Origin of the sequence: Streptomyces sp. NBC_00102, from assembly GCF_026343115.1 — a bacterium.
Taxonomy (GTDB): domain Bacteria; phylum Actinomycetota; class Actinomycetes; order Streptomycetales; family Streptomycetaceae; genus Streptomyces.
The window spans coordinates 3,765,550-3,791,383 of sequence record NZ_JAPEMC010000001.1 but is presented as its reverse complement, the minus strand read 5'-3'; the positions used below and the strand labels follow the sequence as shown (position 1 = coordinate 3,791,383).

Annotated in this window: 28 protein-coding genes and 1 tRNA gene; 17 read left to right on the top strand and 12 right to left on the bottom strand. The window is 70.7% G+C overall.

The annotated features are described in order from the left end of the window. Positions 1–16: 16 nt before the first annotated feature. The 3 genes from OHA55_RS16965 to OHA55_RS16955 all read left to right on the top strand — a co-directional run bounded on the left by OHA55_RS16965 (position 17) and on the right by OHA55_RS16955 (position 1,942). Entirely contained in the window at positions 17–550 is a 534-nt protein-coding gene (locus tag OHA55_RS16965) for a phage holin family protein (RefSeq protein ID WP_266707182.1), read from the top strand. Further along, the gene (locus tag OHA55_RS16960; protein ID WP_266707180.1) at positions 547–1,632 is read left to right on the top strand and encodes an alpha/beta fold hydrolase; all 1,086 of its coding nucleotides are present in this window, start codon (positions 547–549) and stop codon (positions 1,630–1,632) included. The genes OHA55_RS16965 and OHA55_RS16960 overlap by 4 nt, the downstream gene beginning before the upstream one ends. A gap of 106 nt (positions 1,633–1,738) precedes the next feature. Then, a complete protein-coding gene (locus OHA55_RS16955) occupies positions 1,739–1,942 on the top strand; it encodes a hypothetical protein (protein ID WP_266707178.1) in 204 nt (67 codons plus the stop codon). 83 nt (positions 1,943–2,025) lie between these two features. Here OHA55_RS16955 and OHA55_RS16950 read toward each other — a convergent pair whose 3' ends face one another. The 3 genes from OHA55_RS16950 to nth form a co-directional block, all read right to left on the bottom strand. Continuing rightward, positions 2,026–3,225, bottom strand: coding sequence for a MarP family serine protease (locus OHA55_RS16950; RefSeq protein WP_266707176.1), 1,200 nt, complete (start codon positions 3,223–3,225; stop codon positions 2,026–2,028). An 86-nt stretch (positions 3,226–3,311) separates the two neighbouring features. Then, positions 3,312–4,070 (bottom strand): CoA pyrophosphatase, encoded by a 759-nt coding sequence (locus tag OHA55_RS16945; RefSeq protein WP_266707174.1) that lies wholly within the window; start codon positions 4,068–4,070, stop codon positions 3,312–3,314. 141 nt (positions 4,071–4,211) lie between these two features. Beyond that, on the bottom strand, positions 4,212–5,099 hold the full coding sequence (gene nth, locus OHA55_RS16940) for an endonuclease III (protein ID WP_323180477.1): 888 nt from the start codon (positions 5,097–5,099) through the stop codon (positions 4,212–4,214). 19 nt (positions 5,100–5,118) lie between these two features. Between nth and OHA55_RS16935 the strand changes: the two genes are divergently transcribed. Beyond that, positions 5,119–5,553 (top strand): hypothetical protein, encoded by a 435-nt coding sequence (locus OHA55_RS16935; protein WP_266711214.1) that lies wholly within the window; start codon positions 5,119–5,121, stop codon positions 5,551–5,553. A 69-nt stretch (positions 5,554–5,622) separates the two neighbouring features. Further along, entirely contained in the window at positions 5,623–6,297 is a 675-nt protein-coding gene (locus tag OHA55_RS16930) for a Crp/Fnr family transcriptional regulator (RefSeq protein WP_150489041.1), read from the top strand. Positions 6,298–6,467: 170 nt separating this feature from the next. On the opposite strand, the gene OHA55_RS16925 is transcribed toward OHA55_RS16930, so the two are convergent. The 4 genes from OHA55_RS16925 to OHA55_RS16910 all read right to left on the bottom strand — a co-directional run bounded on the left by OHA55_RS16925 (position 6,468) and on the right by OHA55_RS16910 (position 9,063). Next, positions 6,468–7,298, bottom strand: coding sequence for an MBL fold metallo-hydrolase (locus OHA55_RS16925; RefSeq protein WP_266707169.1), 831 nt, complete (start codon positions 7,296–7,298; stop codon positions 6,468–6,470). After that, positions 7,295–8,248: an NUDIX hydrolase gene (locus tag OHA55_RS16920; protein ID WP_266707167.1), complete on the bottom strand. Its 954-nt coding sequence runs from the start codon at positions 8,246–8,248 to the stop codon at positions 7,295–7,297. The genes OHA55_RS16925 and OHA55_RS16920 overlap by 4 nt, the downstream gene beginning before the upstream one ends. 186 nt (positions 8,249–8,434) lie before the next feature. After that, complete coding sequence (locus OHA55_RS16915; protein ID WP_266707165.1) at positions 8,435–8,905, bottom strand: RidA family protein; 471 nt, start codon at positions 8,903–8,905, stop codon at positions 8,435–8,437. Continuing rightward, positions 8,905–9,063 (bottom strand): DUF4177 domain-containing protein, encoded by a 159-nt coding sequence (locus OHA55_RS16910; RefSeq protein WP_003967454.1) that lies wholly within the window; start codon positions 9,061–9,063, stop codon positions 8,905–8,907. Before OHA55_RS16910 ends, OHA55_RS16915 begins: the two co-directional genes overlap by 1 nt. Positions 9,064–9,133: 70 nt before the next feature. Here OHA55_RS16910 and OHA55_RS16905 point away from each other — a divergent pair, with 70 nt between their 5' ends. Both OHA55_RS16905 and OHA55_RS16900 read left to right on the top strand, forming a co-directional pair. Continuing rightward, on the top strand, positions 9,134–10,108 hold the full coding sequence (locus OHA55_RS16905) for an ArsA-related P-loop ATPase (protein ID WP_266707163.1): 975 nt from the start codon (positions 9,134–9,136) through the stop codon (positions 10,106–10,108). Then, positions 10,105–11,553, top strand: a complete 1,449-nt coding sequence (locus OHA55_RS16900) for an ArsA family ATPase (RefSeq protein WP_266707161.1) — start codon at positions 10,105–10,107, stop codon at positions 11,551–11,553. The genes OHA55_RS16905 and OHA55_RS16900 overlap by 4 nt, the downstream gene beginning before the upstream one ends. A gap of 324 nt (positions 11,554–11,877) precedes the next feature. Here the strand turns inward: OHA55_RS16900 and OHA55_RS16895 are convergent, their stop codons facing one another. Further along, entirely contained in the window at positions 11,878–12,228 is a 351-nt protein-coding gene (locus tag OHA55_RS16895) for a WhiB family transcriptional regulator (protein WP_266707159.1), read from the bottom strand. Between the two features lie 618 nt (positions 12,229–12,846). On the opposite strand from OHA55_RS16895, the gene OHA55_RS16890 reads away from it, so the two are divergent. Next, complete coding sequence (locus OHA55_RS16890; protein ID WP_266707139.1) at positions 12,847–15,096, top strand: transglycosylase domain-containing protein; 2,250 nt, start codon at positions 12,847–12,849, stop codon at positions 15,094–15,096. A 203-nt stretch (positions 15,097–15,299) separates the two neighbouring features. Here the strand turns inward: OHA55_RS16890 and OHA55_RS16885 are convergent, their stop codons facing one another. After that, the gene (locus tag OHA55_RS16885) at positions 15,300–15,764 is read right to left on the bottom strand and encodes a GatB/YqeY domain-containing protein (RefSeq protein WP_266707137.1); all 465 of its coding nucleotides are present in this window, start codon (positions 15,762–15,764) and stop codon (positions 15,300–15,302) included. Between the two features lie 93 nt (positions 15,765–15,857). On the opposite strand from OHA55_RS16885, the gene OHA55_RS16880 reads away from it, so the two are divergent. The 5 genes from OHA55_RS16880 to OHA55_RS16860 all read left to right on the top strand — a co-directional run bounded on the left by OHA55_RS16880 (position 15,858) and on the right by OHA55_RS16860 (position 18,989). Then, positions 15,858–16,796: a metallophosphoesterase gene (locus OHA55_RS16880; protein WP_266707135.1), complete on the top strand. Its 939-nt coding sequence runs from the start codon at positions 15,858–15,860 to the stop codon at positions 16,794–16,796. 145 nt (positions 16,797–16,941) lie between these two features. Next, positions 16,942–17,679: a Pr6Pr family membrane protein gene (locus tag OHA55_RS16875; protein WP_266707133.1), complete on the top strand. Its 738-nt coding sequence runs from the start codon at positions 16,942–16,944 to the stop codon at positions 17,677–17,679. Between the two features lie 65 nt (positions 17,680–17,744). Then, positions 17,745–17,818: transfer RNA gene (locus OHA55_RS16870), tRNA-Pro, on the top strand. 386 nt (positions 17,819–18,204) lie between these two features. Continuing rightward, positions 18,205–18,396 (top strand): hypothetical protein, encoded by a 192-nt coding sequence (locus tag OHA55_RS16865; protein ID WP_266707131.1) that lies wholly within the window; start codon positions 18,205–18,207, stop codon positions 18,394–18,396. A 359-nt stretch (positions 18,397–18,755) separates the two neighbouring features. Beyond that, positions 18,756–18,989: a hypothetical protein gene (locus OHA55_RS16860; protein ID WP_266707129.1), complete on the top strand. Its 234-nt coding sequence runs from the start codon at positions 18,756–18,758 to the stop codon at positions 18,987–18,989. A gap of 87 nt (positions 18,990–19,076) precedes the next feature. On the opposite strand, the gene tatA is transcribed toward OHA55_RS16860, so the two are convergent. Beyond that, positions 19,077–19,331: a Sec-independent protein translocase subunit TatA gene (gene tatA / locus OHA55_RS16855; RefSeq protein WP_266707127.1), complete on the bottom strand. Its 255-nt coding sequence runs from the start codon at positions 19,329–19,331 to the stop codon at positions 19,077–19,079. A 127-nt stretch (positions 19,332–19,458) separates the two neighbouring features. Continuing rightward, positions 19,459–20,829: a glutamate--tRNA ligase gene (gene gltX / locus OHA55_RS16850; RefSeq protein WP_266710720.1), complete on the bottom strand. Its 1,371-nt coding sequence runs from the start codon at positions 20,827–20,829 to the stop codon at positions 19,459–19,461. Positions 20,830–20,972: 143 nt separating this feature from the next. Between gltX and OHA55_RS16845 the strand changes: the two genes are divergently transcribed. Both OHA55_RS16845 and OHA55_RS16840 read left to right on the top strand, forming a co-directional pair. Then, positions 20,973–22,151 carry a helix-turn-helix transcriptional regulator gene (locus tag OHA55_RS16845; RefSeq protein ID WP_266707125.1) on the top strand — a complete coding sequence of 393 codons (1,179 nt, stop codon included), beginning with the start codon at positions 20,973–20,975 and terminating at the stop codon, positions 22,149–22,151. 928 nt (positions 22,152–23,079) lie between these two features. Continuing rightward, a complete protein-coding gene (locus OHA55_RS16840) occupies positions 23,080–23,874 on the top strand; it encodes an SGNH/GDSL hydrolase family protein (protein WP_266707123.1) in 795 nt (264 codons plus the stop codon). A 157-nt stretch (positions 23,875–24,031) separates the two neighbouring features. Here OHA55_RS16840 and OHA55_RS16835 read toward each other — a convergent pair whose 3' ends face one another. Continuing rightward, the gene (locus tag OHA55_RS16835; protein WP_266707121.1) at positions 24,032–24,478 is read right to left on the bottom strand and encodes a nuclear transport factor 2 family protein; all 447 of its coding nucleotides are present in this window, start codon (positions 24,476–24,478) and stop codon (positions 24,032–24,034) included. Positions 24,479–24,667: 189 nt separating this feature from the next. Between OHA55_RS16835 and OHA55_RS16830 the strand changes: the two genes are divergently transcribed. Both OHA55_RS16830 and OHA55_RS16825 read left to right on the top strand, forming a co-directional pair. Beyond that, on the top strand, positions 24,668–25,168 hold the full coding sequence (locus OHA55_RS16830; RefSeq protein ID WP_266707119.1) for a DUF6232 family protein: 501 nt from the start codon (positions 24,668–24,670) through the stop codon (positions 25,166–25,168). Beyond that, positions 25,165–25,497 carry a hypothetical protein gene (locus OHA55_RS16825; RefSeq protein ID WP_266707117.1) on the top strand — a complete coding sequence of 111 codons (333 nt, stop codon included), beginning with the start codon at positions 25,165–25,167 and terminating at the stop codon, positions 25,495–25,497. The genes OHA55_RS16830 and OHA55_RS16825 overlap by 4 nt, the downstream gene beginning before the upstream one ends. Positions 25,498–25,834 lie beyond the last annotated feature (337 nt).

Genomic DNA, 25,834 nt, shown 5'->3' with positions numbered 1-25,834 from the left:
GGAGAGGGAGTCAGGGATGAGCGACCCCGGCAATTTCGTGGGCAGCGCGGACCGCAGTCTGGGACAGCTGGTCGCCTCGGCGACGGCCGAGATGTCCGCACTGGTGCACGACGAAATCGCCCTGGCCAAGGCCGAGGTACGCCAGGACGTCAAGCGCGGCGTCATGGGCAGTGCCGCCGGCATCATCGCGGGCGTCCTGCTCCTGTTCGCGATTCCGACGCTGAGCTTCGCGGCGGCATACGGCATCCACAACCTGGGACTGGGCCTTGCCTGGTCGTTCCTGATCGTCGGCGGCGCCTTCATCCTGTTGGGCGTACTGCTGGCACTGTTCGCCGTCGCCAAGTTCAAGAAGGTCAAGCCGCCGGAGAAGTCGATCGCGTCCGCCAAGCAGACAGCGGCCGTCCTCCAGGGCGTCAAGCCGCACCCCCGCCCGGTCGTGGCGGCCGGCCCGTCCCGTACGGCGATCGGCGGCTCTTCCCTCGCGGACAAGGCCGTCGAGAAGAGCGCGGTCCAGGACAAGTCGTCCTCTGTGGCACGCTCTTCGGCATGACGGTCCCCGAAAACAGCGCATCCGGTACGACAGGCTCCGCGCGTCAGGCGTCGGAGCCGTCCGGGTCCGCCCCGGACGCCGCACGGTCCGCCTCCGACGGCGGACAGGCGGCGCGGGGCGGTCCGGCCTTCGTCGCCCCGGTGGGTGGCGGCCGCCCGTCGGCGTCCGGCGGTCCGGTACGCCTGGACGGCCCCTGGACACACCGTGACGTGGCTGCCAACGGGGCGCGGTTCCACATCGCGGAGATGGGCTCCGGCCCTCTCGTACTCCTGCTGCACGGCTTCCCGCAGTTCTGGTGGACCTGGCGCCACCAGCTGCCCGCGCTCGCCGAGGCGGGCTTCCGCGCCGTCGCGATGGACCTGCGCGGCGTCGGGGGCAGCGACCGTACGCCCAGGGGCTACGACCCCGCCAACCTGGCGCTCGACGTCACCGGCGTGATCCGGTCACTGGGCGAGCCGGACGCCGCCCTGGTCGGCCACGACATGGGCGGCTACCTCGCGTGGACGGCGGCCGTGATGCGGCCGAAGCTGGTGCGGCGCCTCGTGGTGTCCTCGATGCCGCACCCGCGGCGCTGGCGCTCCTCCATGCTCTCCGACCCCGCCCAGACCAGGGCCGGTTCGTACGTCTGGGGATTCCAACGGCCCTGGGTGCCGGAGCGTCAGCTCGTCGCGGACGAGGGAGCGCTGGTGGGCCGGCTGATCGAGGAGTGGGCCGGTCCGAACGACATCTCCTTCCCGGACGGTCCGACGCTGGACGTCTACCGCCGGGCGATGTGCATCCCCTCGACGGCGCACTGCTCGGTGGAGCCGTACCGGTGGATGGTGCGGTCGCTGGCCCGGCCTGACGGCGTGCAGTTCTACCGGCGCATGAAGCGGCCGGTCCGGGTACCCACCCTGCACCTGCACGGTTCACTCGATCCAGCGATGCGGACCCGGAGTTCGGCGGGATCCGGCGAGTACGTCGAGGCGCCCTACCGGTGGCGACTTTTCGACGGTCTCGGACACTTCCCGCACGAGGAGGATCCGGCCGCCTTCTCGGCCGAACTCATCAACTGGCTCAAGGATCCCGAGCCCGATCGCTGACCCGATGCGTACAGGTGTGCGCAAGACGGCCACGTGCCGCGCGCATAGGCCAATTGGCTTGCTTCCGCACGGTTACCGACCATGGGTCACGGGCAGACGTCGGGGTATGGGCTGGACGCACGACTTCGGTGACGCAGCACGCAACCGCCGCTCGACCGCCACTGCCGCGGTGAGCACTCATGAGGGGGGCGGCCCCACGGGCCAGGTGCATACCGTGCAGGTCATACACGATCCTCGGCTCAACATTCCCCGCATCCTCCGCCGACGGGCCCGCTGGGTGTCGGCGCGGCTGCGCCATCCCCGTACCTAGCGAATCCTCACTCGGCACCGCCGCACACGACGACGGCCGCCCGCGCGGGCACACCACCCGCGCGGGCACACCGCGGACACCGCCTACAGGGCGCAGCCCTGGGTGTCGACCTGCTGGAAGGCCGTACGGCCGGCGTCGATGTCCGGGCGGATCTCGTCGGCGGTCAGTACGTACCCGGTGTCGGCGTCGTCGCGGGACTTGGCGAACACCACTCCGTACACCTGGCCGTCCGGAGTGAGCAGGGGGCCGCCGGAGTTGCCCTGCCGTACGAGCGCGTAGAGCGAGTACACGTCGCGGTGGACGGTGCCCCGGTGGTAGATGTCGAGGCCGCTGGCCTCGATGCGGCCCCGGACCCGGGCGCTGCGGACGTCGTAGTCGCCGTTCTCCGGGAAGCCGGCCACGATGGCGCTGTCGCCGGTCTTGGCGTCCGGGCCGCTGAAGCTCAGAGGCGTGGTTCGGAGTTCCGGAACGTCGAGCACGGCGATGTCGCGCTGCCAGTCGTAGACGACGACCTTCGCGTCGTACACCCGTCCCTCGCCGCCGACCTGGACGGTGGGTTCGTCGACGCCGCCGACGACGTGGGCGTTGGTCATGACGCGCCCGTCCGCGAAGACGAAGCCGGTGCCTTCGAGGACCTTCCCGCAACTCGGGGCCATGCCCACGACCTTGACGACGGACTTCTTCGCGCGGGCCACCACCGGACTGCCCGTCAGCGCCGGGTCGGGCGGCTCGACTTCGGTGATCGGCTCGTGGGCGAACGGGCTGAAGACCTGCGGGAAGCCGTTCTGGGCGAGGACGGACGAGAAGTCGGTGAACCAGGTCGACGTCTGCTCGGGCATCACGCGGGAGACCCCGAGCAGGACGGAGGAGTTGCGGACCTGCTTGCCCAGGGTGGGAAGGGAGGTGCCGGCCAGTGCGGAGCCGATCAGCCAGGCGACCAGCAGCATCGCGCACACGTTGACCAGCGCGCCGCCGGTGGCGTCCACGGCGCGCGCGGGTGACCAGGTGATGTGCACGCGGAGCTTGTTGCCGAGGTGGGTGGTGAGCGCCTGACCGACCGACGCGCACACGATCACGATCACCACGGCGACCACGGCCGCCGTGGAGGAGACCTCGGAGTTGGCCGTGACCCGGTCCCAGAGGACCGGCAGCAGGTAGACCGCGGCCAGGCCTCCCCCCAGGAAGCCGATCACGGACAGGATGCCGACGACGAAACCCTGGCGGTAGCCGATGACCGCGAACCACACGGCACCGACGAGCAACAGGATGTCCAGCACGTTCACCGTCTATAGCCTCGCAGATTCGTCACCTGGCCCGTCGGGTGACGGGGTCCGGGGGCCCGGAACAGCCCAGCAGGGGAGCCAGCCTGTCATGCGTGCCAGTCGAGCGGCACCTGCCTGGTCCTGTCCCAGGGGCGTTCCCAGCCCGCGAAGTGGATGATCCGGTCGATCAGGCCCGCGGTGAACCCCCAGACCAGGGCGTTCTCCACCAGGAACGCGGGGCCCATGAAGCGGCTGGGGTGCTTGGTGATCACCCGGTTGGCCGGGTCCGTGAGATCGGCCACGGGGACGGTGAAGACCCGGGCCGTCTCGGCCGCGTCGACGGCGCGGACCGGGGTCGGTACCCGCCACCAGCCGAGCACCGGGGTCACCACGAAGCCGCTGACCGGGATGTAGAGCCGGGGCAGCACGCTGAAGATCTGCACGCCGTCCGGATCGAGGCCGGTCTCCTCCTCGGCCTCCCGCAGCGCGGCCCTGAGCGGGCCGGTGGTCGCCGGGTCCCCGTCCTCGGGATCCAGCGCGCCGCCCGGGAAGGCCGTCTGCCCGGCGTGCGAGCGGAGGGTTCCGGCGCGCTCCATCAGCAGCAGTTCCGGTCCGTGTGCGCCCTCGCCGAAGAGGATGAGCACGGCCGACTGGCGCCCGGCGCCGCTCTCCGGTGGGAGGAAGCGGCTCAGCTGCTGCGGCCGGACGACACGCGCGGCCTCGGCGACCGGGCCGAGCCAGGCCGGGATGGCCTCGGTGGTGACGGCGACGGCGTCCCCCGGGGCGGCTCGCTCGTCCGGCCGGCGCGTCCCGCCGTCCGTATGCGCGGCACTCGTCGGCCGCGTCGTGCTCGGTGTGTACGTCATGGGCACCCCCGATTTCTCACAACGCCTGTCATCTGCCAATTCGTTCCGGCCTCATCCGTACGAGCGACGACGGGCGTTCCGTGACACCGGCCGGCGGGGGTTCGGGGGCCGGCGCCCGGGGCGCACGGGGCGGGTTCTCCCTCATTCGGCTCCCGCGTCCGGTGCGGTCTTCGCCCCGCGCGCGGCCCCGCCGTCCTGTGCCGCCGCACGACGCGCGCCCCCGGGCGCGTCCTCGCGCGCGTCCTCGCGCGCGGACGCCAGGGCCGCCTCCTGCGCCGCCGCCTCCCGTCCGGCCAGGCCCGGGGCGGGTTCACCCGGATAGTCGGCGGGCGGGCTCAGACGCTGCCCCGGATAGCCGCCCTTCTCGTACTTCAGCAGCTTCCTGGCCTTCTCGGGGTCCGTCTCCCCCTCGCCGTACGAGGGGCAGAGGGGCGCGATCGGGCACGCGCCGCACGCGGGTTTGCGGGAGTGGCAGATCCGGCGGCCGTGGAAGACGACCCGGTGCGAGAGCATCGTCCACTCGCTCTTCGGGAAGATGCCGGCGACCACCGCCTCGACCTTCACCGGGTCCTCCTCGTCGGTCCACTTCCACCGGCGTACCAGTCGGCCGAAGTGGGTGTCGACGGTGATGCCGGGGACGCCGAAGGCGTTGCCGAGGACCACGTTGGCCGTCTTGCGGCCGACGCCGGGCAGGGTCACCAGGTCGTCGAGCCGGCCGGGCACCTCGCCGCCGAAGTTGTCCCGGATCGCCGCCGAAAGGCCGAGGAGCGATCTGGTCTTCGCGCGGAAGAACCCGGTCGGCCGGATCAGCTCCTCCATGTCCTCCGGGACGGCGGCGGCCATGTCCTCGGGGGTGGGGTAGGCCGCGAAGAGGGCCGGGGTGGTCTGGTTGACCCTCAGGTCGGTGGTCTGCGCGGAGAGCACGGTGGCGACGAGCAGCTCGAAGGGATTGCGGAAGTCGAGTTCCGGATGGGCGTACGGGTAGACCTCGGCCAGCTCGCGGTTGATCCGCCGGGCGCGGCGGACCATCGCGAGATGCGACTCGGGCTTGGCGGGCTTCACCTGTACGGACCTGGAGGCGGCGGACTTCGGCACAGCGGACGCGGCAGACTTGGCGGGCTTCGATCCGACAGACTTCGGCACAGCGGACGCGGCGGACTTGGCGGCCTTCGACGCGGCCGGCTTCGCCTGGACCCGCTTCGACGCCGCGGGCTTCGGCGGCCCGGCGGATGACGGCCCGGCGGATGCCGATGCGGCCGGGCGGGACCTTCGCGGCGCCCCCGAGGCGTGTTCGCCCACAGCTGAATCTCGCTTCTCCGACACCTCGGCGGCCCCCTCGGCCTTCGCTCCCTGCAGCTTTCCGGACACCCGGTCAGCCTATGACCCGGCCCTCGGATTCGCCCCTGTCAGCGGGTTTCCACCCCCGATCGGCCCCCTGCCGTACGATCCGGGCCGCTCGTGCGTCAAACTGGTTTGTGATTGATCGCACTGTTTTACCGTCCGGCATGATGGGGACCACGGTTCCCTGAACAGGCCGACAAGGAGAGATCTCGTGGACGACGTTCTACGACGCGCCCCGCTTTTCGCGGCGCTCGATGACGAGCAGGCCGCGGAACTCCGCGCCTCGATGAGTGAGGTGACCCTCGCACGCGGAGACGCGCTGTTCCACGAGGGTGACCCCGGCGACCGCCTGTACGTGGTCACCGACGGCAAGGTGAAGCTCCACCGCACCTCCCCCGACGGACGCGAGAACATGCTCGCCGTCCTGGGACCGGGAGAGCTGATCGGTGAGCTGTCGCTGTTCGACCCTGGTCCGCGTACCGCCACGGCCACGGCGCTCACCGAGGTCAAGCTGCTCGGCCTCGGCCACGGCGATCTGCAGCCCTGGCTGAACGCCCGCCCCGAGGTCGCCACCGCGCTGCTGCGCGCCGTCGCCCGCCGTCTGCGCAAGACCAACGACCAGATGTCCGACCTGGTCTTCTCCGACGTGCCGGGCCGTGTCGCCCGCGCCCTCCTGGACCTGTCGCGCCGCTTCGGCGTCCAGTCCGAGGAAGGCATCCACGTCGTCCACGACCTCACCCAGGAGGAGCTGGCCCAGCTGGTCGGCGCCTCCCGCGAGACGGTCAACAAGGCGCTCGCGGACTTCGCGGGCCGCGGCTGGCTCCGCCTGGAGGCCCGCGCCGTGATCCTGCTCGACGTCGAGCGTCTGGCGAAGCGCTCGCGCTGACCCGGAGGGCCGGTCCGCCGGCTCCCGGAGGCGTACGGCCGCGGGCGGCGATGACGCCCGTACGCAGAAGCCGCACGCGTACCACCGAAGCCGCACGAAGAGGCCCTGCCGTCACGGCGGGGCCTCTCGGCGTTCGCAGGGGGGGGCGAGGGTGACCCGGCCGCCCCGGCTCAGATCAGCCCGTGCTCGGCCAGGTACTCCAGCTGCGCCCGCACGGACAGCTCGGCCGCCGGCCACAGGGAGCGGTCCACGTCCGCGTACACACGAGCCACCACCTCGGACGGCGTGAGGAGCCCGGACTCCACCGCCGTCTCCACCTGGGCGAGCCGGTGGGCGCGGTGCGCGAGGTAGAACTCCACCGCTCCCTGCGCGTCCTCCAGTACCGGCCCGTGGCCCGGCAGGACCGTGTGGACCCCGTCGTCCGTGGTGAGCGAGCGCAGCCGCCGCAGGGTGTCGAGGTAGTCGCCGAGCCGCCCGTCCGGATGCGCGACGACGGTCGTGCCCCGGCCGAGGATGGTGTCGCCGGTGAGCACCGCGCCGTCCGCCGGGAGGTGGAACGAGAGCGAGTCGGCGGTGTGACCGGGCGTGGGGACGACCCGGAGTTCGAGTCCCCCGGTGATGACGACGTCCCCGGCCGCCAGGCCCTCCTCACCGAGCCGCAGCGCGGGGTCGAGCGCGCGCACCTTCGTACGTGTCAGCTCCGCGAAGCGCGCGGCGCCCTCGGCGTGGTCCGGGTGGCCGTGCGTGAGCAGGGTGAGCGCGATGCGCCGGCCGGCCCGGGCGGCGGTGTCGATCACCGCGCGCAGGTGGGTGTCGTCCAGTGGTCCCGGGTCCACGACGACCGCGAGGTCCGAGCCCGGTTCGGCCAGGATCCAGGTGTTGGTGCCGTCCAGGGTCATCGCGGAGGCGTTGGGGGCCAGGACGTTGACCGCACGGGCCGTGGCGGGGCCGGAGACGACCTCCCCGCGGGGCTGTCCGGGCAGCAGCGCGGCCTCGCTCATGCGGTTCCTCCGGTCGCGGGTCCCGCGGGCGGGACGGGGGTGGTGAATTCATCGTGTCCCGGCCAGATCAGCACCAGCTGGTCACCCTCCAGCCTCGCCCGGGCGAGTACGGGGGCGAGGTTCTGGGTCCCGGCCGCCTTCAGCGCCTCCTCGGCCGTCCGGTACGGCAGGAGCGAGCGCAGGGTGGTCACGGTGGGCGGCATCATCTGCAGCTCGCCCCGCGCGTGGCCCGCGGTGGCGTCGGCGGGGGTGATCCACACCGTACGGTCTGCCTCGGTCGAGACGTTGCGGGTGCGCTGGCCCTCCGGGAGCGCCGCGACGAAGAACCAGGTGTCGTAGCGCTGGGTCTCGAACTCGGGGGTGATCCAGCGGGCCCAGGCTCCCAGCAGGTCGGACCGGAGTACCAGCCGGCGCCGCTCCAGGAACCCGGCGAAGGAGATGTCCCGGGCGACGAGCGCCGCGCGGTCCGCCTCCCAGTCGGCGCCCGTGGTGTCGCCGACGACAGTGCCGGGGGTGGGGCCCGCGAGCAGTACGCCCGCCTCCTCGAAGGTCTCCCGTACCGCCGCGCACACGATGGCCTGGGCCTCCGCCGGGCTCGGGACGCCGAGCCGTTCGGCCCAGCTCTCCAGGGACGGTCCGGTCCAGCCGACCAGGTGGTCGTCGTCGCGCGGGTCGACCCCGCCGCCCGGGTAGGCGTACGCGCCTCCGGCGAAGGCCATGGAGGTACGGCGCCGCAGCATGTGGACGGCCGGACCGGTGCCGGCTACGGCGCCCGCTCCGGCGCTCGACCCAGTACTCGACCCGGTATTCGTCCCGGCACTCGCTCCGGCGGAGTCCCGCAGCAGCATCACGGTGGCGGCGCGCCGGGGTGTCACGGGCGTCAGCCCGCCCGTGGCGAGGGCCCTGATCCGGTCGGGCCATTCCGGTGGGTACCACTGACCTTGGGACATGGCCGGAGGCTATCCGGATCGGCCGATTTGTTCGAGAGGGGAACGCGCGTTCCCCTCTCGCCACGCGTCCCGCTCAGAGCGGGTGCCGCCGCCCGGCAGACGGCAGTGTGCCGACACGCCCTGAGGACAGAAAGATCCCGCCCGGCCCCGAAGGACCGGACGGGAAGGACGAACAAGGCTCTGCGATCAGGCGGAGACCAGCTCGACCTGGATCTCGACCTCGACCGGGGCGTCCAGCGGCAGGACCGCGACACCGACGGCGCTGCGGGCGTGCACTCCCTTGTCGCCGAGCACCTCGCCCAGCAGCTCGCTGGCGCCGTTGACCACGCCGGGCTGTCCGGTGAAGTCGGGAGCCGAGGCGACGAACCCGACGACCTTCACGACCCGGGCGATCCGGTCCAGGTCGCCGACGACCGACTTCACGGCCGCGAGGGCGTTGAGCGCGCAGACCCGGGCGAGGTCCTTGGCCTCCTCGGCCGTCACCTCGCCGCCGACCTTGCCGGTCACACCGAGCCGGCCCTCGACCATCGGCAGCTGGCCCGAGGTGTACACGTACACGCCGGACTGCACGGCCGGCTGGTACGCGGCCAGCGGCGGAACGACGTCCGGCAGGGTGAGCCCGAGCTCGGCGATCCTCGCCTCGACGGCGCCGGCCACTACGCCTTCTCCCGCTTCAGGTAGGCGACGAGCTGCTCGGGGTTGTTCGGCCCGGGCACGACCTGGACCAGCTCCCAGCCGTCCTCGCCCCAGGTGTCCAGAATCTGCTTGGTCGCGTGCACGAGGAGCGGCACGGTCGCGTATTCCCACTTGGTCATGGCCCGACTGTAATGCCTGGCTCGGGCGCTCCCGTGCGTAGGCCGGCGACCTACTGGTTAGGCTCGAAGCGTGAGCAGGTTCCAGGTCGTCAGCGGCAAGGGCGGCACCGGTAAGACCACGGTGGCCGCCGCCCTCGCGCTCGCCCTCGCGGCCGAGGGCCGGCGCACCCTCCTCGTAGAGGTGGAGGGTCGCGGCGGCATCGCCGAGCTCTTCGGTGCGAGCCCCACTCCCTACGAGGAGCGCAGGATCGCCGACGTCCCGGGCGGCGGCGAGGTGTTCGCGCTGGCCATCGACGCCGAGCAGGCGCTCCTCGACTACCTCCAGATGTTCTACAAGCTCGGCAGCGCGGGCCGGGCCCTCAAGAAGCTCGGCGCGATCGACTTCGCGACGACCATCGCGCCCGGTGTCCGGGACGTCCTGCTGACCGGCAAGGCGTGCGAAGCCGTGCGCCGCAAGGACAAGCAGGGTCGTTTCGTCTACGACCACGTGATCATGGACGCGCCGCCCACCGGCCGGATCACCCGCTTCCTCAACGTCAACGACGAGGTGGCCGGGCTGGCGCGGATCGGCCCGATACACCACCAGGCCCAGTCCGTGATGCGGGTCCTCAAATCCCCCGACACCGCGGTCCATCTGGTGACACTGCTGGAGGAGATGCCGGTGCAGGAGACCGCGGACGGCATCGGGGAACTGCGCGCCGCCCAGCTCCCGGTGGGCCGGGTGATCGTCAACATGGTCCGCCCGCACCTGCTGGACGAGGAGGCGCTGCGCACGGCGTCGGGTGCGCGCCGCAAGGAGATCGCGAAGACGCTGACCCGGGCCGGCGTCACCGGCTCGGCGGCCTTGGTCCGCCCGCTGATCGCACAGGCGGCCGAGCACGCGCAGCGGGTCGGTCTGGAGCGCGAGCAGCGGGCCGTGCTGGCCGGGCTCGGGCTGCCCACGGACGAGCTGCCGCTGATGGGCGAGGGCATCGACCTCGCCGCACTGCATGTGCTGGCCGGGGAGCTCCGCAAACAGGGCGCAGGGGAAGAGGAGGCGTCATGACACGCGCGTCCGGCGCCGCACCCGGCCCGAAGGGCAGGGGCGCCGCCACAACGGTGGAGGGTACGGAAGCCGTGGACGGTACGGAGCCGGCGGACGGTACGGAGCCGGCGGACGGTACGGAGCCGGCGGACGGCCGGGGCCCGGTGCGCGCGCCGGGTCTGGACACCGACGCGCTGCTCGACGACCCCGGCATCCGGATCGTGGTGTGCTGCGGTTCCGGCGGTGTCGGCAAGACGACCACGGCCGCGGCACTCGGTGTACGGGCGGCCGAGCGGGGCCGCAAAGTGGTCGTCCTCACCATCGACCCGGCGCGACGGCTCGCCCAGTCCATGGGCATCGACCGGCTCGACAACGTCCCGCGCCGGGTGGAGGACATCGCGGGCGAGGGCGAACTGCACGCCATGATGCTCGACATGAAGCGGACCTTCGACGAGACGGTCGAGGCGCACGCGGATCCCGAGCGGGCCCGCGCCATCCTGGAGAACCCCTTCTACCAGTCCCTGTCGGCCGGCTTCGCGGGCACGCAGGAGTACATGGCGATGGAGAAGCTGGGGCAGCTGAGGGCGCGCGACGAGTGGGACCTGATCATCGTCGACACCCCGCCCTCACGGTCGGCGCTGGACTTCCTGGACGCTCCGAAGCGGCTCGGGTCCTTCCTGGACGGCAAGTTCATCCGGCTGCTGATGGCGCCCGCGAAGATGGGCGGCCGGGCCGGGATGAAGTTCCTCAACGTGGGCATGTCGATGATGACGGGCACCCTCGGCAAACTGCTGGGCGGCCAGTTCCTCAGGGACGTGCAGACGTTCGTGGCCGCCATGGACTCGATGTTCGGCGGGTTCCGTACCCGGGCGGACGCCACGTACCAGCTGCTCCAGGCCCCGGGGACAGCGTTCCTGGTGGTAGCGACGCCTGAGCGGGACGCGCTGCGCGAGGCGGCGTACTTCGTGGAGCGGCTGGCCGCCGAACGCATGCCGCTGGCCGGGCTGGTGCTGAACCGGGCGCACGGCAGCGAGGCCGAGCGCCTCACCGCCGAACAGGCGCTCGCCGCCGCCGAAAATCTTGAGGCGGCCCGCATGGTGGATCAGGCCGCCGGGAAGACTGGTCTTCGTGACCCGGCGGTAGCCCCCTCTCCCGAGGCATCCCCCGAAGCCGTCGAGTCCTCCACCCCAGTAGGTACGGACGGCACGGACGGCACGGACCGTACGGACGCCGCACCGGCGGTCTCCGTGGTCGCGATCGAGGAACTCACCGAGGGACTGCTGCGCCTGCACGCTGAACGCATGCAGGTCGTGGCCCGCGAGCAACTCACCCGCGAGCACTTCGCCACCGCCCATCCGGAGGTGCTGGTGACCGAGGTGGCCGCACTGCCGGGCGACGTGCACGATCTGGCGGGGCTCCGGACGGTGGGTGACCGCCTCGCGGCCGGCGCCGCCGGAACCGCCTGAACCGCTTGCAGGCACGTTCCACCGGCCTGACCGCGGCCTCCGTGGTCGGGCGCGCGCCGATCCGACGATCGCGTCCGGGCGCGCGGGCACGCGGAGACCGGGCCGGCCGTACGCGCGGGCGCGGAAGAGCCCGCGCGGGCATGCGGATCACTGGCGTCGACCGGCCGTGCAGCGGGAGCGGAGAGCGGGCACGCCCGACCGCGGCACGGCCCCGGTTCGCCCGGGGCATCCCCCGTACGGCGCGTTCGCGCGACTCCGTACGGGGACATCGACGACTGGACTTTCCGTCGCCCACAAGCCCAACCGGGCTGCGGGCCCGCAGAGTTACCCCACCGCGGCGTACGTCTCCTGGAAGTCGTCGTCGTCCATCCCGATGACTCCGGGCAGCATGCCGGTCGAGCGCTCGTACTCACTGCGCGCGGTCTCCAGCAGGCGCCGCCAGGACGTGACGGTGGGACGACGGCGCAGCAGTGCGCGGCGCTCCCGTTCCGTCATTCCGCCCCACACGCCGAACTCGACGTGGTTGTCGAGCGCGTCGGCCAGGCACTCCGTCCGCACCGGACATCCGGTGCACACTGCCTTGGCCCTGTTCTGCGCTGCCCCTTGTACGAACAGCTCGTCCGGATCGGTAGTGCGGCAGGCTGCCTGCGCACTCCAGTCGGTTACCCAGCCCATGCCGGCGCCGTCCTCTCCCGAATTGAGGCTCCCCCACGGCGGCAGCGGCATATTCACCGCTGCCAGTTGAGGACGTTACGGAAGCGACCACGAGCACAACACCCCCTTCGGGCCCAATCTTGAATGGCCCGAACGGACTATGCGTACGCGGCAGATCACCCAGGGGAGTGACGTGAGGACATGCGAGACGAAGTACGCAAAACCGGGACAGTGCACCCGAGTTGCAACGGACGCTCCATGACACACCAGGCGTTTTCGGGGACACCTTGCGTGCAGTCCTCACACACGGACGCCGAGCGGGGGGACGCATACGGCGTGTGCGCGGGGGTTGATACGGGGCCGGACTGCTGTGACAGTTGAGTGCAGCTTAGGCCAAGGGATGCGCGCGTGTCCGGCGAATGACAACGTAGCCACTGCGCCGTGCCCTCACACCGGCGCACGCCTGCGTGTGAGGTCTGCGCCGCAGTGCGCCCGCAGGTTCCCCGCGGTCCGTGGCGCACGCCTGTGACGTGCGGAATCGGCCCCTCAAACCCACTTCTCGTAACGGGTTGGTACCTGAACATCCCGAGCGGAGCCTGCTCCATCGGAACGTACAGGGATACGGATTAGGCTGCCCCCATGCCAAAAAAGCGCTCGGGCGGGGGTCTCACCACGACCCAGCAGGCCGCCAAGTTCCTCGGTGTCGCCGCGCTCTCCGGAGCTGTGCTGGCAGGCATCGCACTGCCGGCCGCGGGCGCACTGGGCCTCGCCGCCAAGGGGACGGTCGAGGGATTCGACGAGATCCCTGCCAACCTCAAGACTCCACCGCTCAGCCAGCGCACCACGATCCTGGACGCCGACGGGGGTTCCATCGCGACGGTGTACTCCCGCGACCGCACCGTCGTGCCGCTCAAGGACATCTCCCCGTACATGCAGAACGCGATCGTCGCGATCGAGGACTCCCGCTTCTACGAGCACGGAGCGGTCGACCTCAAGGGCATCCTGCGCGCGATGAACCGCAACGTGCAGTCGGGTGGGACGGCGGAAGGCGCGTCGACCCTCACCCAGCAGTACGTGAAGAACGTGTTCGTCGAGGAGGCCGGCGACGACCCGGAGAAGGTCGCCGAGGCCACCCAGCAGACCCTGGGCCGCAAGGTCCGTGAGCTGAAGTACGCGATCCAGGTCGAAGAGGAGCTCGGCAAGAAGAAGATCCTCGAGAACTACCTCAACATCACGTTCTTCGGGCAGCAGGCCTACGGCGTGGAGGCCGCCTCCCAGCGGTACTTCTCCAAGCACGCGAAGGACCTGAAGCTGGAGGAGGCCGCGCTGCTCGCCGGCATCGTCCAGTCGCCCACCCGGTACGACCCCGTCAACGACGAGGAAGAGGCCACCAAGCGCCGCAACACGGTCCTCGCGCGCATGGCCGCGACCGGCAGCATCTCGCAGGCCGAGGCCGACAAGGCCATGGCGACGCCGATCAAGCTGAAGGTCAAGACCCCGCAGAACGGATGCATCACCGCCGTCAGCGGCGCGGGCTTCTTCTGCGACTACGTACGCAAGGTCATCCTCAACGACCCCGCCTTCGGCAAGACGAGCGAGGACCGCTCGAAGCTCTGGAACCTCGGCGGTCTGACGATAAAGACCACGCTCTCCCCGCGCGCGCAGGAGGCGGCCAACGAGGCCGCCACCGCGAAGGTCAACAAGGACGACAAGGTCGCCGCTTCGGTGGTCCAGGTCGAGCCCGGTACCGGCAAGATCCTCTCGATGGGCCAGTCCCGCCCGTACGGCCTGGACCAGAAGAAGCACGAGACGGTCCTCAACCTCGCCGTCGGCTCCGCGATGGGCGGCTCCACCTACGGCTTCCAGGTCGGCTCGACCTTCAAGCCGATCACCGCGGCGGCGGCGCTGGAGAAGGGCATCAGCCCGGCCCAGTCGTTCAGCACGGATCACGAGGTCACGCTGGAACAGCGGTCCTTCACCACGTGTTCGGGCGCCATCGCGATGGACAAGGACTGGCTCGTCGGGAACGAGACGGACGAGGAGAAGGGCACCTGGGACATGACCAGCGCCCTCGGCAAGTCCATCAACACCTACTTCGCGAAGCTGGAGCAGAAGGCCGGACTCTGCGACACGGTCAAGATGGCGAAGAAGGTCGGCTACGCCCGCGGTGACGGGACGCCCGTCCCGGAGGCTCCCGCCATCACGCTCGGCGGTGTGGAGAGCACCCCGCTCGGCATGGCTGCCACCTACGCGACGTTCGCCAACCGCGGCACGTACTGCACCCCGATCGCCATCCAGTCGATCACCGACGCCAACGGCAAGAAGCTCGCCGTGCCGAAGTCGGAGTGCTCGCAGGCGATGAGCGAGAAGACCGCGGACACGATCAACCAGATGCTGAAGGGTGTCGTCGAGGACGGTACCGGTACGGCGGCCGGGCTGAGCGACCGCGACAACGCGGGCAAGACCGGTACGACCAACGACCGCAAGGACGCCTGGTTCGTCGGCTACACCCCGAACCTGTCCACGGCCGTCTGGGTCGGTGCCGACATCGGCAAGAAGATCCCGATGTACGACATCAACATCGGCGGACAGTACTACGACAAGGTCTGTGGTGGCTGTCTGCCCGGCCCGATCTGGAAGATCGCGATGACCGGCGCTCTCGACGCCGGCGAGACCCCGTCCTTCAACACCGTCGACGTCCCGCGCGGCGAGGAGAAGGGCGACAAGGACAAGGACAAGAACAAGGGCCGCGACGGTGACGGCGACGACACCGGCGACGACTCCACCCCGACGCCCGGCATCACCGTGCTGCCGGACTTCCTCGGTGGCAACCAGGGCAACCAGGGTGGCCGACGCGGCGGTCAGGACGCCGGCGGCAACGGGCCGTGACGCACGGGCCGCACGCCGCCCCGCCCTTCACACGGCTGTGACGGGCGGGGCGGGAGCGGCGGGATCGGCTGTCCCTGCCTGAACGTACGAAGTGGGGCGCCCCCGTTGACCGGGGGCGCCCCACTTCGTACGTTCAGGACCGGGTCCACGAGGGCCCGACCCGCGGCGGGCCGGGCCGGTGGTGGTCTCGGCCCACGGCGGTCTCAGCCCGCGAGGGACTTCTTCACCGCGGCGGCGACCCGGCCGCCCTCGGCGAGACCCGCGACCTTCGGGCTGACGATCTTCATCACGGCGCCCATGGCGCGCGGGCCCTCGGCGCCGGCGGCCTTCGCCTCCTCGACGGCGGAGACGACGATCGCGTCGAGCTCCTCGTCGGACAGCTGCTTGGGCAGGTAGGCGTCGAGCAGTTCGCCCTCGGCCTTCTCCCGCTCCGCCTGCTCCGTCCGGCCGCCCTGGGCGAAGGCCTCCGCCGCCTCACGGCGCTTCTTCGCCTCCTTGGCGATGACCTTCTGCACCTCGTCGTCGGAGAGTTCGCGAGCGGTCTTCCCGCTCACCTCCTCCTTGGTGATCGCGGTGAGGGTCAGCCGAAGGGTGGACGAGGTCAGCTCGTCGCGCGCCTTCATGGCGGTGGTGAGGTCTTCCTTGAGCTTGGACTTGAGCGTGGTCATGACCCGATTGTGTCAGGTACGCGGTCCTGGACGCCCGTTCGTTTTCCGGCCGCCGCCGGATCCCGCCCGTGCGGGGTCTGCGACGATGGGCCCATGCGCGCACGCTACGGAGTTCCCCTGAAAGTCGCTGCGGCCGGTGCGGCGGTCGGCGCCGCCGGTCTCGCCTACGCCGCAGGATTCGAAGCCCGCTCGTTCCGCCTCCGCCGGGTGACCGTCCCGGTGCTCCCGCCCGGTGCACGCCCGCTGCGCGTACTCCAGATCTCGGACGTCCACATGGTCAGCGGCCAGCGCAAGAAGCGCGCCTGGCTCCAGTCCCTGGCAGGGCTCCGCCCGGACTTCGTCGTCAACACGGGCGACAACCTCTCGGACCCGGAAGCGGTACCCGAGCTGCTGGACGCCTTGGGGCCCCTCATGGAGCTCCCGGGGGTGTACGTCTTCGGGTCGAACGACTACTACGGCCCCAAGCTCCGCAACCCGGTGCGCTATCTCAAGGAGAAGGCGGCGGGCAAGCACGGCCTCAACGGGAACGCCCCGGCGACGAACGTGGTCCACAACCCGTGGGAGCCCATGCGCGACGCGTTCGACGACGCCGGCTGGATCGGCCTCACCAACACCCGCGGGCGGCTGAAGCTGGACGGCCTGGACATCGCCTTCACCGGCCTGGACGACCCCCACATCAAGCGGGACCGGTACGCCGAGGTCTCCGGCGGCCCCGAGACGGGCGCCGACCTCTCCATCGGTGTGGTGCACGCCCCCTACCTGCGCTCGCTGGACGCGTTCACGAAGGACGGCTACCCGCTGATCCTCGCCGGTCACACGCACGGCGGACAGCTCTGCATCCCCTTCTACGGCGCCCTGGTCACCAACTGCGACCTGGACACGGACCGGGTGAAGGGCCTCTCCAGCCACACGGCCGACGGCAACCGGGCCTACCTCCACGTCTCGGCCGGCTGCGGTACGAACCGCTACACCCCGGTCCGCTTCGCCTGCCCCCCGGAGGCAACGCTGCTCACCCTGACCGCACGGGCCTGACGCGGGGAGCCTGATCCACCACGGGAGCGTGGCGTACGGGCCTGACGCGGGGGACCTGATCCGCCACGGGAGCGTGGCGTACGGTCCCGGGCCCGTACGCCACGGATGAATCGCGGCCCGGGAACCCCGCCTTTACGGTGAGGCCATGACCGCCGCCCCGAAAACCGCGACGCTGCCCAGGCCCCGGGCCGAGGACGCGTTCCTGCGGGGCGCCCGTACCCCGCGCCGTACGGCCGCCGTGCTCCGGGCCCTCGTGTGCGCGGCGGCGATCTCGGGCCTCTCGATCGAGCTGGCGACGACCGGCGCGCCGCTGGAACTGCTGAGCCGGTTCACCTTCCAGGCGAACGTCCTGGTCGCCGGGGTCTTCGGCTGGTCCTTGGTCCGCTCCTGGACGGGCCGCGGACCGGTGTCCCCGAACCTGACGGGCGGCGTACTCCTCGTCGCGGTGATCATCGGCCTGACGTACCACCTGATCCTGACCGACCACAGCTTCGGCTACTCCGCAGCCGGCACCCCCGTCGCCCCGGCCACCGGCCCCCGCGCCGTCTCGGAACACCTGCTGCACACGTCCCTGCCCGTGGCCGTGATCCTGGACTGGCTCCTGCTGACCCCGGCCCGGACACTGCGCCTGCGCTTCCTGCCGCAGTGGGTGCTCGGCTCCCTCGCCTACCTGGCCTTCGTCCTGGCCCGCGGCACCCTGCTCGCCCCCGACGACGGCCCCCGGTACCCGTACCCCTTCCTGAACGTGGACACGTACGGCTATTCGGAGGTCCTCGCCCACGCCTTCGCGCTCTCCCTGCTCCTCGTGGTCCTGGCCTCCGTGCTCATCGCCCTGGACCACGTGCGGCCCCGGCCCCGGCACCGGACCAGGCCCCGCCGGTAACCGGATTTCGCCTCCGGGCACAGGTGGGCTAGAGTTATCGATGTCGCCGGGAGACCGGTGGACATCGGGGTGTAGCGCAGCTTGGCAGCGCGCTTCGTTCGGGACGAAGAGGTCGTGGGTTCAAATCCCGCCACCCCGACAGCTGAAACACCAGGTCAGGGGCCTGATCCGCTTAGCGGGTCAGGCCTCTGACGTTTCTCCCCGCACATGGTCACCCGCAGGGTTCCCCCGCGGGGCTTCCGCGTTCCGGGGGCCCGTCGCCCCCGTAGTGGTTCGGGTTCGTTGCGTGACCGGGCCTGGAGGTGGGTGGTGCGTCGCGACGGTCCGGACTCACGGATGCTCCATGCGTCGAGAGCTGTTGACCCGGGGCAAAGTGGCCGCCGGATTGCGGGAGTTCGGCCGGATTCCCCAGGACCGACAGGAGCAGCCGGAGCGACGGCCGCACCTCACTGGGGCCTGACCTCCCATCAGTTGGGCAATGGGTCGAGCGGAGGGATGGACGGGTAGAACTGCGCAGGGCGCGCCGTGCCGTGGCCTCGGCTGCGGTCCTGGGCGTATCGGTGGGGCTCACGCCGGCCGCTCCAGGACGACAACACCGCCCACTTCGCGGTCACGGGAGACAGCGCGACAGCGGCCCAGGGCGACACCGCGACGATGGACCTCGGTGTGGTGACCCACGGTCCGGCGGCCGTCTTCTACGCAGCGGTGACACCATGACGGCCGCCGTCACCCTGCCATCCGGTGCTCACGTGGTGAGCACCTCCACCAACTGCCGAGCCCTGCGGGCGTTCGTGTACGAAGGCCCACCTGGCTTCGCCGTCCAAGATTTCGCTGCGGGCCGGGAGGCGGCCGGAGCACCGCCGTGGATTTCGGAACACGCGCAGGTCACAGCGTCGGGTGGAGCTGACCGGCGAGGAGGCGGCGACACCAGCGGAGGCAGTGGCCGCAGGGGTCGCTGGGGCCGTGGCGGGAGGGTGCGGCGGCAGGGGCGGCTGCGGTGACCTGCACGGTAAGAAGACGTAGCGGTTGTCCGATGCGCGCCAAAGGGGTGCGGGACAGCCCGTAAAGTTGTGGGCATGGATCTTCACACTGCGACGATGTGGGAGACAGCCGAACTCGCCGGAGGACCTGCCGATGGTCTCCGGATGCGGGTTCCCGACCAGCCTCCGGTCCTTCAGGTGACGCGTCCCTGCCGCGTCGAATCCCCGGACGGCGACGAATTCATGGTGGACGCGTTGTACGTGTACCGCCGCGACCCCTATGCGCAGGACGAGCCCGTGGCGTACGGGTTCGACGCCGCCAGTCCCTGACGGGTACGGGCGGCATCGAGGTATTGAGCGGTCACGCCGCCTGCCCCGCGGTCACGAGGACCGGCGGGGGCAGGGGGCGTGGCACCGTCAGAGGTCGGCGGGGCGCGGCTCCGTCATCGCGGCGGCGGGCGCCGGGGTGGGCTGGGCGGCCTCGGTGACGGTGACCTGAGGGGCGGGCGCGGAGGCGTTGTCGTTCTTCATCGCCTGCGCCTCGCTCTTCAGGATGCGCGCCGACTTGCCGAGGGCCCGCGCGGCCTCCGGCAGCTTCTTCGATCCGAAGAGGGCGATGACGATGACCGCCAGGATCAGCAGGTGCCAGGGTTCCAGTCCGTTGCGGAGCATGCCGAGCCCGCCTTCCTCGTGTCGGCCGTGGACGCTCGCACGTCGCCTGCCCGGCCCAGATGGTTGCTACTTGAACGCAACCGTACAACCCGGGCGGTCGGATCGTGAGGTCCCCGCAGTTACGGGATCACGACTGGACGGTCAACTTCTGGTAAGCCGCGTCCAGCCGGCCGAGGACCCGCTCGCGGCCGAGGAGCTCCATGGACTCGAAGAGCGGCAGCCCGACCGTGCGGCCGGTGACCGCGACGCGGATGGGTGCCTGGGCCTTGCCGAGCTTGAGCCCGTGCTGCTCGCCGACCGCGACCAGTGCCGCCTTCAGGTCGTCCGCCTGCCATGCGGTGGTGGCCAGCGCCCCACGAGCGTCCCGCAGGATGGCCTCCGCGCCGGGCTTCATCGCCTTGGTCCAGGATGCCTCGTCGCGGACCGGCTCGGCCAGGAAGAGGAAGTCGACGCAGGCCGTGATCTCGGACAGGACCGTGAGCCGGGTCTGCGCGAGCGGGGCGGCGGCCTCGAAGACGGCCGTGTCGAAGGCGGCCGGGTCCCAGGGGGCGTGCGGGGCGATCAGCCAGGGCGCACAGGCCGCGGCGAACTGCTCCGGTGCGAGGGCGCGGATGTACTCGCCGTTGAAGGCGGTCAGCTTCTTCACGTCGAAGAACGCCGGTGAGGTGTTGACGTCCTCGATGCGGAAGAGCTGCTCCATCTCCTCGTAGGGGAGGATTTCGCGGTCACCGCCGGGGCCCCAGCCGAGCAGCATGAGGTAGTTGACCATCGCCTCGGGGAGGAAGCCCTCGGCGAGGTAGTCCTCCAGCGCGACCTTGTCCCGGCGCTTGGAGAGCTTCTGGCGCTTCTCGTTGACGATCACCGGAAGGTGCGCCCAGCGGGGCGGCTCGGCGCCGAGCGCCTCCCACAGCAGCTGCTGCTTGGGGGTGTTGGAGAGGTGCTCCTCGCCCCGGACCACCAAGGTGACCCCCTCGTCCAAATCGTCCACGACGTTGGCGATCAGGAAGACGGGCGAGCCGTCGCCCCGGGCGATCACGAAGTCCTCGATGGCGCTGTTCGGAAACGCGGGCTCACCGCGCACCAGGTCGGTCACGACGGTCTCGCCCTCGTCCGGGGTACGGAATCGGAGCGCCCGTCCTTCCTCGTGGGCGAGACCGCGCTCGCGGCAGTGGCCGTCGTATCCGAGGTGCTCCGAGCCGGTGCGCTCCTTGAGCTGCTCGCGCGTGCAGTCGCAGTAGTACGCGCGGCCGGCGTCGTACAGGCGGAGCCCTGCCTCGGTGTGGCGGGCGGCGTTGTTCGACTGGAAGTAGGGGCCCTCGAAGGCCGGGTCGTCCTCGTGGATGCCGATGGCGGCCAGGGCGTTGATGATGCCGTCGGTCCACTCCGGCTTGTTCCGGGCCGCGTCGGTGTCTTCGACGCGCAGGACGAAGGTGCCGCCGGACTGTCGCGCGACCGCCCAGTTGTAGAGAGCGGAGCGCGCGCCGCCGACATGGAACATGCCAGTGGGGGACGGGGCGAAACGGACACGAACCGGGGCATCAGACATAACGACCACCCTACCGACGCCCCGCCGGCCCGGGACGCCGTTATCCACAGCCCTACTCTGCAAGATGATCACCAGATATCGTGGTCAGCACATTTATGAGGGCGGCAGCAAGGGGGCGGGACCATGTTCGAGCCCACACCCGGCCGGAGACCCTGCTGAGCACCACCGGTTCCGGCTCGACGGACGGCGCGTCCGGGGCACCGGAAGCAGGGGACACCGAGGACGCGCTGCTCACGCTGCTCGGGCTCGACCCGCTGGAGGATGCCCTCTACCGGCTCCTCGTGGACCGCCCCGACAGCGAGCCCGCCCCGCTCACCAAGGAGCTCGCCGCTCCGCTTCCGGCCGTCAGCGAGGCCCTGGAGTCACTGGTGGTGCGCGGCCTCGCGAGCTCCGTCTCCACCGGCGGGGCCGCACCGCGTTACCGGGCGGCCTCCCCCGTACTCGCCCTCGGCCCGCTGCTGGAGTCCCGGCGGTCCTCCCTGCACCAGGTCGAGTCGTTGATGGCCACCCTCGCCGAACGGCACCGCTCCGCCCAGGCCCACGCCTCCGGGGCACCGGTAGAGGTGCTCTCGGGGGCCGCGGCGATCCGTCGCAGGCTGCTGCTGATGCAGGAGCAGGCCACCACCGAGGTCTGCAACCTGATGCCGCTCGGGCAGCCGCGGCACTCCGTGATCAGCTACGAGGACAACCACGCGGAGATCGAGGACGTTCTCATGCGGCGCGGAATCGCCCTGCGGACCGTCATCGAACGGGATTGGCTGGAGAACCCGGGAACAGCGGAGACGCTGGACTCCTACGCCGCCCAGGGCCAGCAGATCTCCGTGGTGGACAAGCTGCCGATCAAGCTGGTCGTCGTCGACCGGCGGATCGCCCTGCTGCCCCTGGACCCGGAGCGCGAGGACATCGAGCCGGTCGCACTCGTCGTCCACCGCACCGGGCTGCTCATCGCACTCAGCGCCCTTTTCGAGACGCAGTTCGAGCGGGGGACGCTGCTCCGGCCCTCGGGGGCGACCGCGCCGGCCGAGGACTCCTCCGGCCCCCTCCTCGACCCGACCGATCACAGAATCCTCGCGCTGTTGCGCATCGGGCTCACGGACTCGGCCATCGCTCGGCAGCTCGGCATGGGCCATCGCACCGTGCAGCGCCGCCTCCAGAGGCTCATGGCGCAGGTGGGGGCTTCCACACGGTTCCAGCTCGGCTGGCACGCGGCGCTGAACGGATGTCTGGAGGACGCCCCCGAGCAAGGCTCGGCCCGGGCGCCGCAGGGGCCGTGAGGGCCGCAGCAGAGGCGGAAGCGGTGCACATGGGCTTCGGACGGCGCAGAGGGCGCCGGTTCCGCAGCAGGAGAACGGCACGCTACGAGGCGCGTTTACGCCCTGGCGCGTTCGCGCCCGGGCCAACACTTGTACCAGGCATGCGTCTTGGCGAACGATCTGTCTGTCGGGTTCGGGGCCCCCATAACCCTCGGACGCGGCAGCGGAATTCACGTTTCACCGGCGTCCCGGCACCCCCCGGCTCTCCGGCTTCCACCGGCTCCCCCCGGTAGAACCGTGTCACGAGCACTCGCACACCGCCGAAGGGGGCCGGCCACCGGCAATCCCGGCGGCCGGCCCCCTTCGCGTCTTTTCGCGCACCGGCCGGTCAGGCCCCGGCGCCCCGCTCCCGACACCGTTCCGGCTCCCGTCCCGGCGCCTCCCCGGAGCTGACCGCCGAAACGGGTGCGGTACGTCTCCGAGTCCTCGCCCGTGATCTTGATGAGGAGGGCGGTGAAGGAGAGGTTCCGGCGGAGGACGGACGTCGGACCCGCGACGACGGAGAGTGACCCTGATGCGGCGGTCCCAGGCCGTGCGCCCGATGCGGGGCGTCACCGGTGGGAGTCATCGCAGGCAGGACGCGGCCCCACCCGTGCGAGTGATTTTCGGTGGATCGTCAGCAACTCCCAAGTACTGGGAAACCACTGGCAACTCTCGTACGGCGCCAACCGTCACCCGGACGTCCGCGCCCGCGCTGCGCCCCTAAGTGCCCCGATTTTGACCGGTGTTCAGGGTTTATCTACGCGCGGAGCTACGCCCACCGAACGATCATTCGGGCATATCAGACGACTTCTCGCACGCCTATTACCGGCCGGTACTTCGAGCTGCTAAAAACTGTCTGCTCCACGAACTCCCCTCGCACCCCCACCTTCCGAAGGGGCCTCCGGCCATGTCAGTGCGTAGATTCTGGGCATCCCTTTCCACTCTGGCCATCGCAGCCGTCGCCGCGCTGGGAGCCGCTCAGCCGGCCTCCGCCGCTACGGGCGGTTACGTCGCTCTCGGCGACTCCTACTCCTCCGGGGTCGGCGCCGGCAGCTACATCTCGGACAGTGGCGACTGCCACCGTTCGACGAAGGCGTACCCGTATCTCTGGGCCGCCGCCAACTCGCCTTCCTCGTTCGCGTTCGTCGCGTGTTCGGGTGCCACGACGTCGACCGTCGCGAGCGGCCAGCTGAGTGCGCTCAGCTCGTCGACCGCACTGGTCAGCATCTCCGCCGGAGGCAATGACGTCGGCTTCGCCGACGTCATGCAGACCTGCGTGCTGTCGAGCGAGGCCACCTGCGTCAGCAGCGTGAACGCGGCCATCACGAAGGCCCAGAACGTCCTGCCGGGCAACCTCGACTCCCTCTACACCTCCATCCACGCGAAGTCCCCTTCGGCGCACGTCGTGGTCCTGGGCTACCCGCACTTCTACAAGATCGCGGGCAGCTGCATCCTGGGCCTCAGCGAGACCTCACGGAAGGCGATCAACAACGGGGCGGACATCCTGAACTCCGTGATCGCCAAGCGCGCGGCCAACGCCGGGTTCACCTACTCCAGCGTGGTGGACGAGTTCACCGGCCACGAGCTCTGCTCCGGCGACGCCTGGCTCAACAGCGTCACGCTGCCGGTCTACAACTCCTACCACCCGAAGGCCGCCGGTCAGTCGGGTGGATACCTGCCCGCCTTCCGCTCGGCGATCTGACCTCCGAGCCACCGCACCCCCCGAACCGGGCACCGCGTCACCGAAGGTCCGTCCGGGGCCTCCCCCCACACACAGGGCTCCTCCGTCGCAGGCCGGCGCGGGGGCCCTGTGCCGTGGGCGGCCGCCCCGGGCGTAAGCGGCCGGGGCGGCTCCGGACTCAGACGCGCTCGACGAGGTATTCGCGGCCGGTCGGCTGCTCGTACGGCTCCGGCCAGAAGTCGGTGACGGCGGTGATACGGCCCCGGGTGTCGAACGAGAAGAAGTGGATACCGTCCAGCTCCGCTCCCCCCACGGTGAAGAGCGTGCGCGCCGCGGCCCGGCCGCCGAGCCCGTCCTCACCCGCCCCGGCCGGACACTCGGGCAGGTCGGCCACGATCCGGTCGATCCGCACGTGCCAGTCGCCCGGGTACTCCCGGTTGAACCGCACGCACCGCTCCTTGCCCCGGATCACCTCGCGGGTCTGCGGCACTTCGAACACGACGTCGTCGTCGAGGGTGGCCGCGAACGTCTCCCAGTCACGGGCGTCGGCAGCGGTCCAGTACGTCTCAACGGCCTTGCGCAGAACAGCGGTCGAGACCGTGCCCGCGCTCATCTCTGCAGTCATGGAACGAGTCTGGACCCCACCACTGACAATCGCTCTGACCTGCGAAGACGCCGATCGGCAGCCCACGTCGGGGGAGGCCGTCCGCGATCCGGGTAACCGGAAGGCAACGGAGGTGCTCATTTCCCTCTCGCGCGCCTGCCGGTTTCGCTACTCTCCAGACCCCATCGCCCGTTATGGACTGGAGGTCCGGTGGCGGACCAAGTAACAATCAACGAAGGCGTGTTGTGGGTCGGAGGCGAGGCATATCCGCTTCGCAACATCTCCCACGTCGGCCAGCGGAAGCTGACGGTCGACAAAGGCGCGGCGATACGGAAGTTCATCATCCGGACCATTGGCTGGCTGATCGTGGGTGGCATCATCGCCGCGGTGGCCGACACGGTGGGGACGATCATCTTTCTGGCCGTCGAGGCGTTCCTGATCTGGAAGCTGGTCGCGGTCCTGCAAAGGCCCCCGGTGTACGGCCTGGTCCTCAACACGTCCGGCATTCAGCACGAGGCCATCTGGTCGACCCAGCAGGAGGAGATCTTCAAGCTGGTCCAGGAGATCACCAAGGCGATCGGCCATCCCGACGTGGCGCAGACGGTCATCAACCTGTCGCACGTCGTGCACGGCAACACCATCAAGCAGTACGGCGGGACCAGCATCGGGACTGCCCAGCACTTCGGCAGCGGGAACATCGGGGGATCATGAGCGGCGACAACTACTACCAGTACGGCGGGTCCCGCATCGAGCACGCTCAGCATTTCGGCTCGGGTGACATCGTCGGAGGCGACAAGAACGTCGGCGTGGCCGCCGGCGGTCCCGCGGTGGAGGCCCTTCTGCGGGAGATCGAGAGGCTCCGCCCGCATCTGGACGACCACGGGCGCGCCGAGGTGGACGCGGCGGCCGAATCGATCGCCACCGAGCCGACCCCGGAAGGGCGGCGGAGCCTGGTGCAGCGCATCTCCGGCATCGCCGCGCTGGTCGGCGAGGTGGGCCTGCCGGTGATCAACGCCGCGAGGGCGTTGCTCGCGGGCTGAACCGGCACGGAGGCGCTGTACGCGCAGGCGGCTGCGCAGCACTGCGGCGCTGTACGCAGAGGCGCCACGGAGGCGCTGTACGCAGGGGCAGCGCGGAAGCGCTGTACGCGCGGGCACCGTGCGCGACCGAGGTGAAGCGGTGAGCAGGGGGTGTGTCCCCGGCGTCGTCCGGGACACACCCCCGTGGTTCTGATCGGGGGGTGTGTCCCGGGCGTCGTCCGGGACACACCCCCGTGGTTCTGATCGGGCGAAACCTGAACGTCCGGTGATTTCGGGCGATTTCGCGGGGAGGCGAACGACCGTGCGCTCAGGACCCCCTTTCAGGTTGGATGGGGGC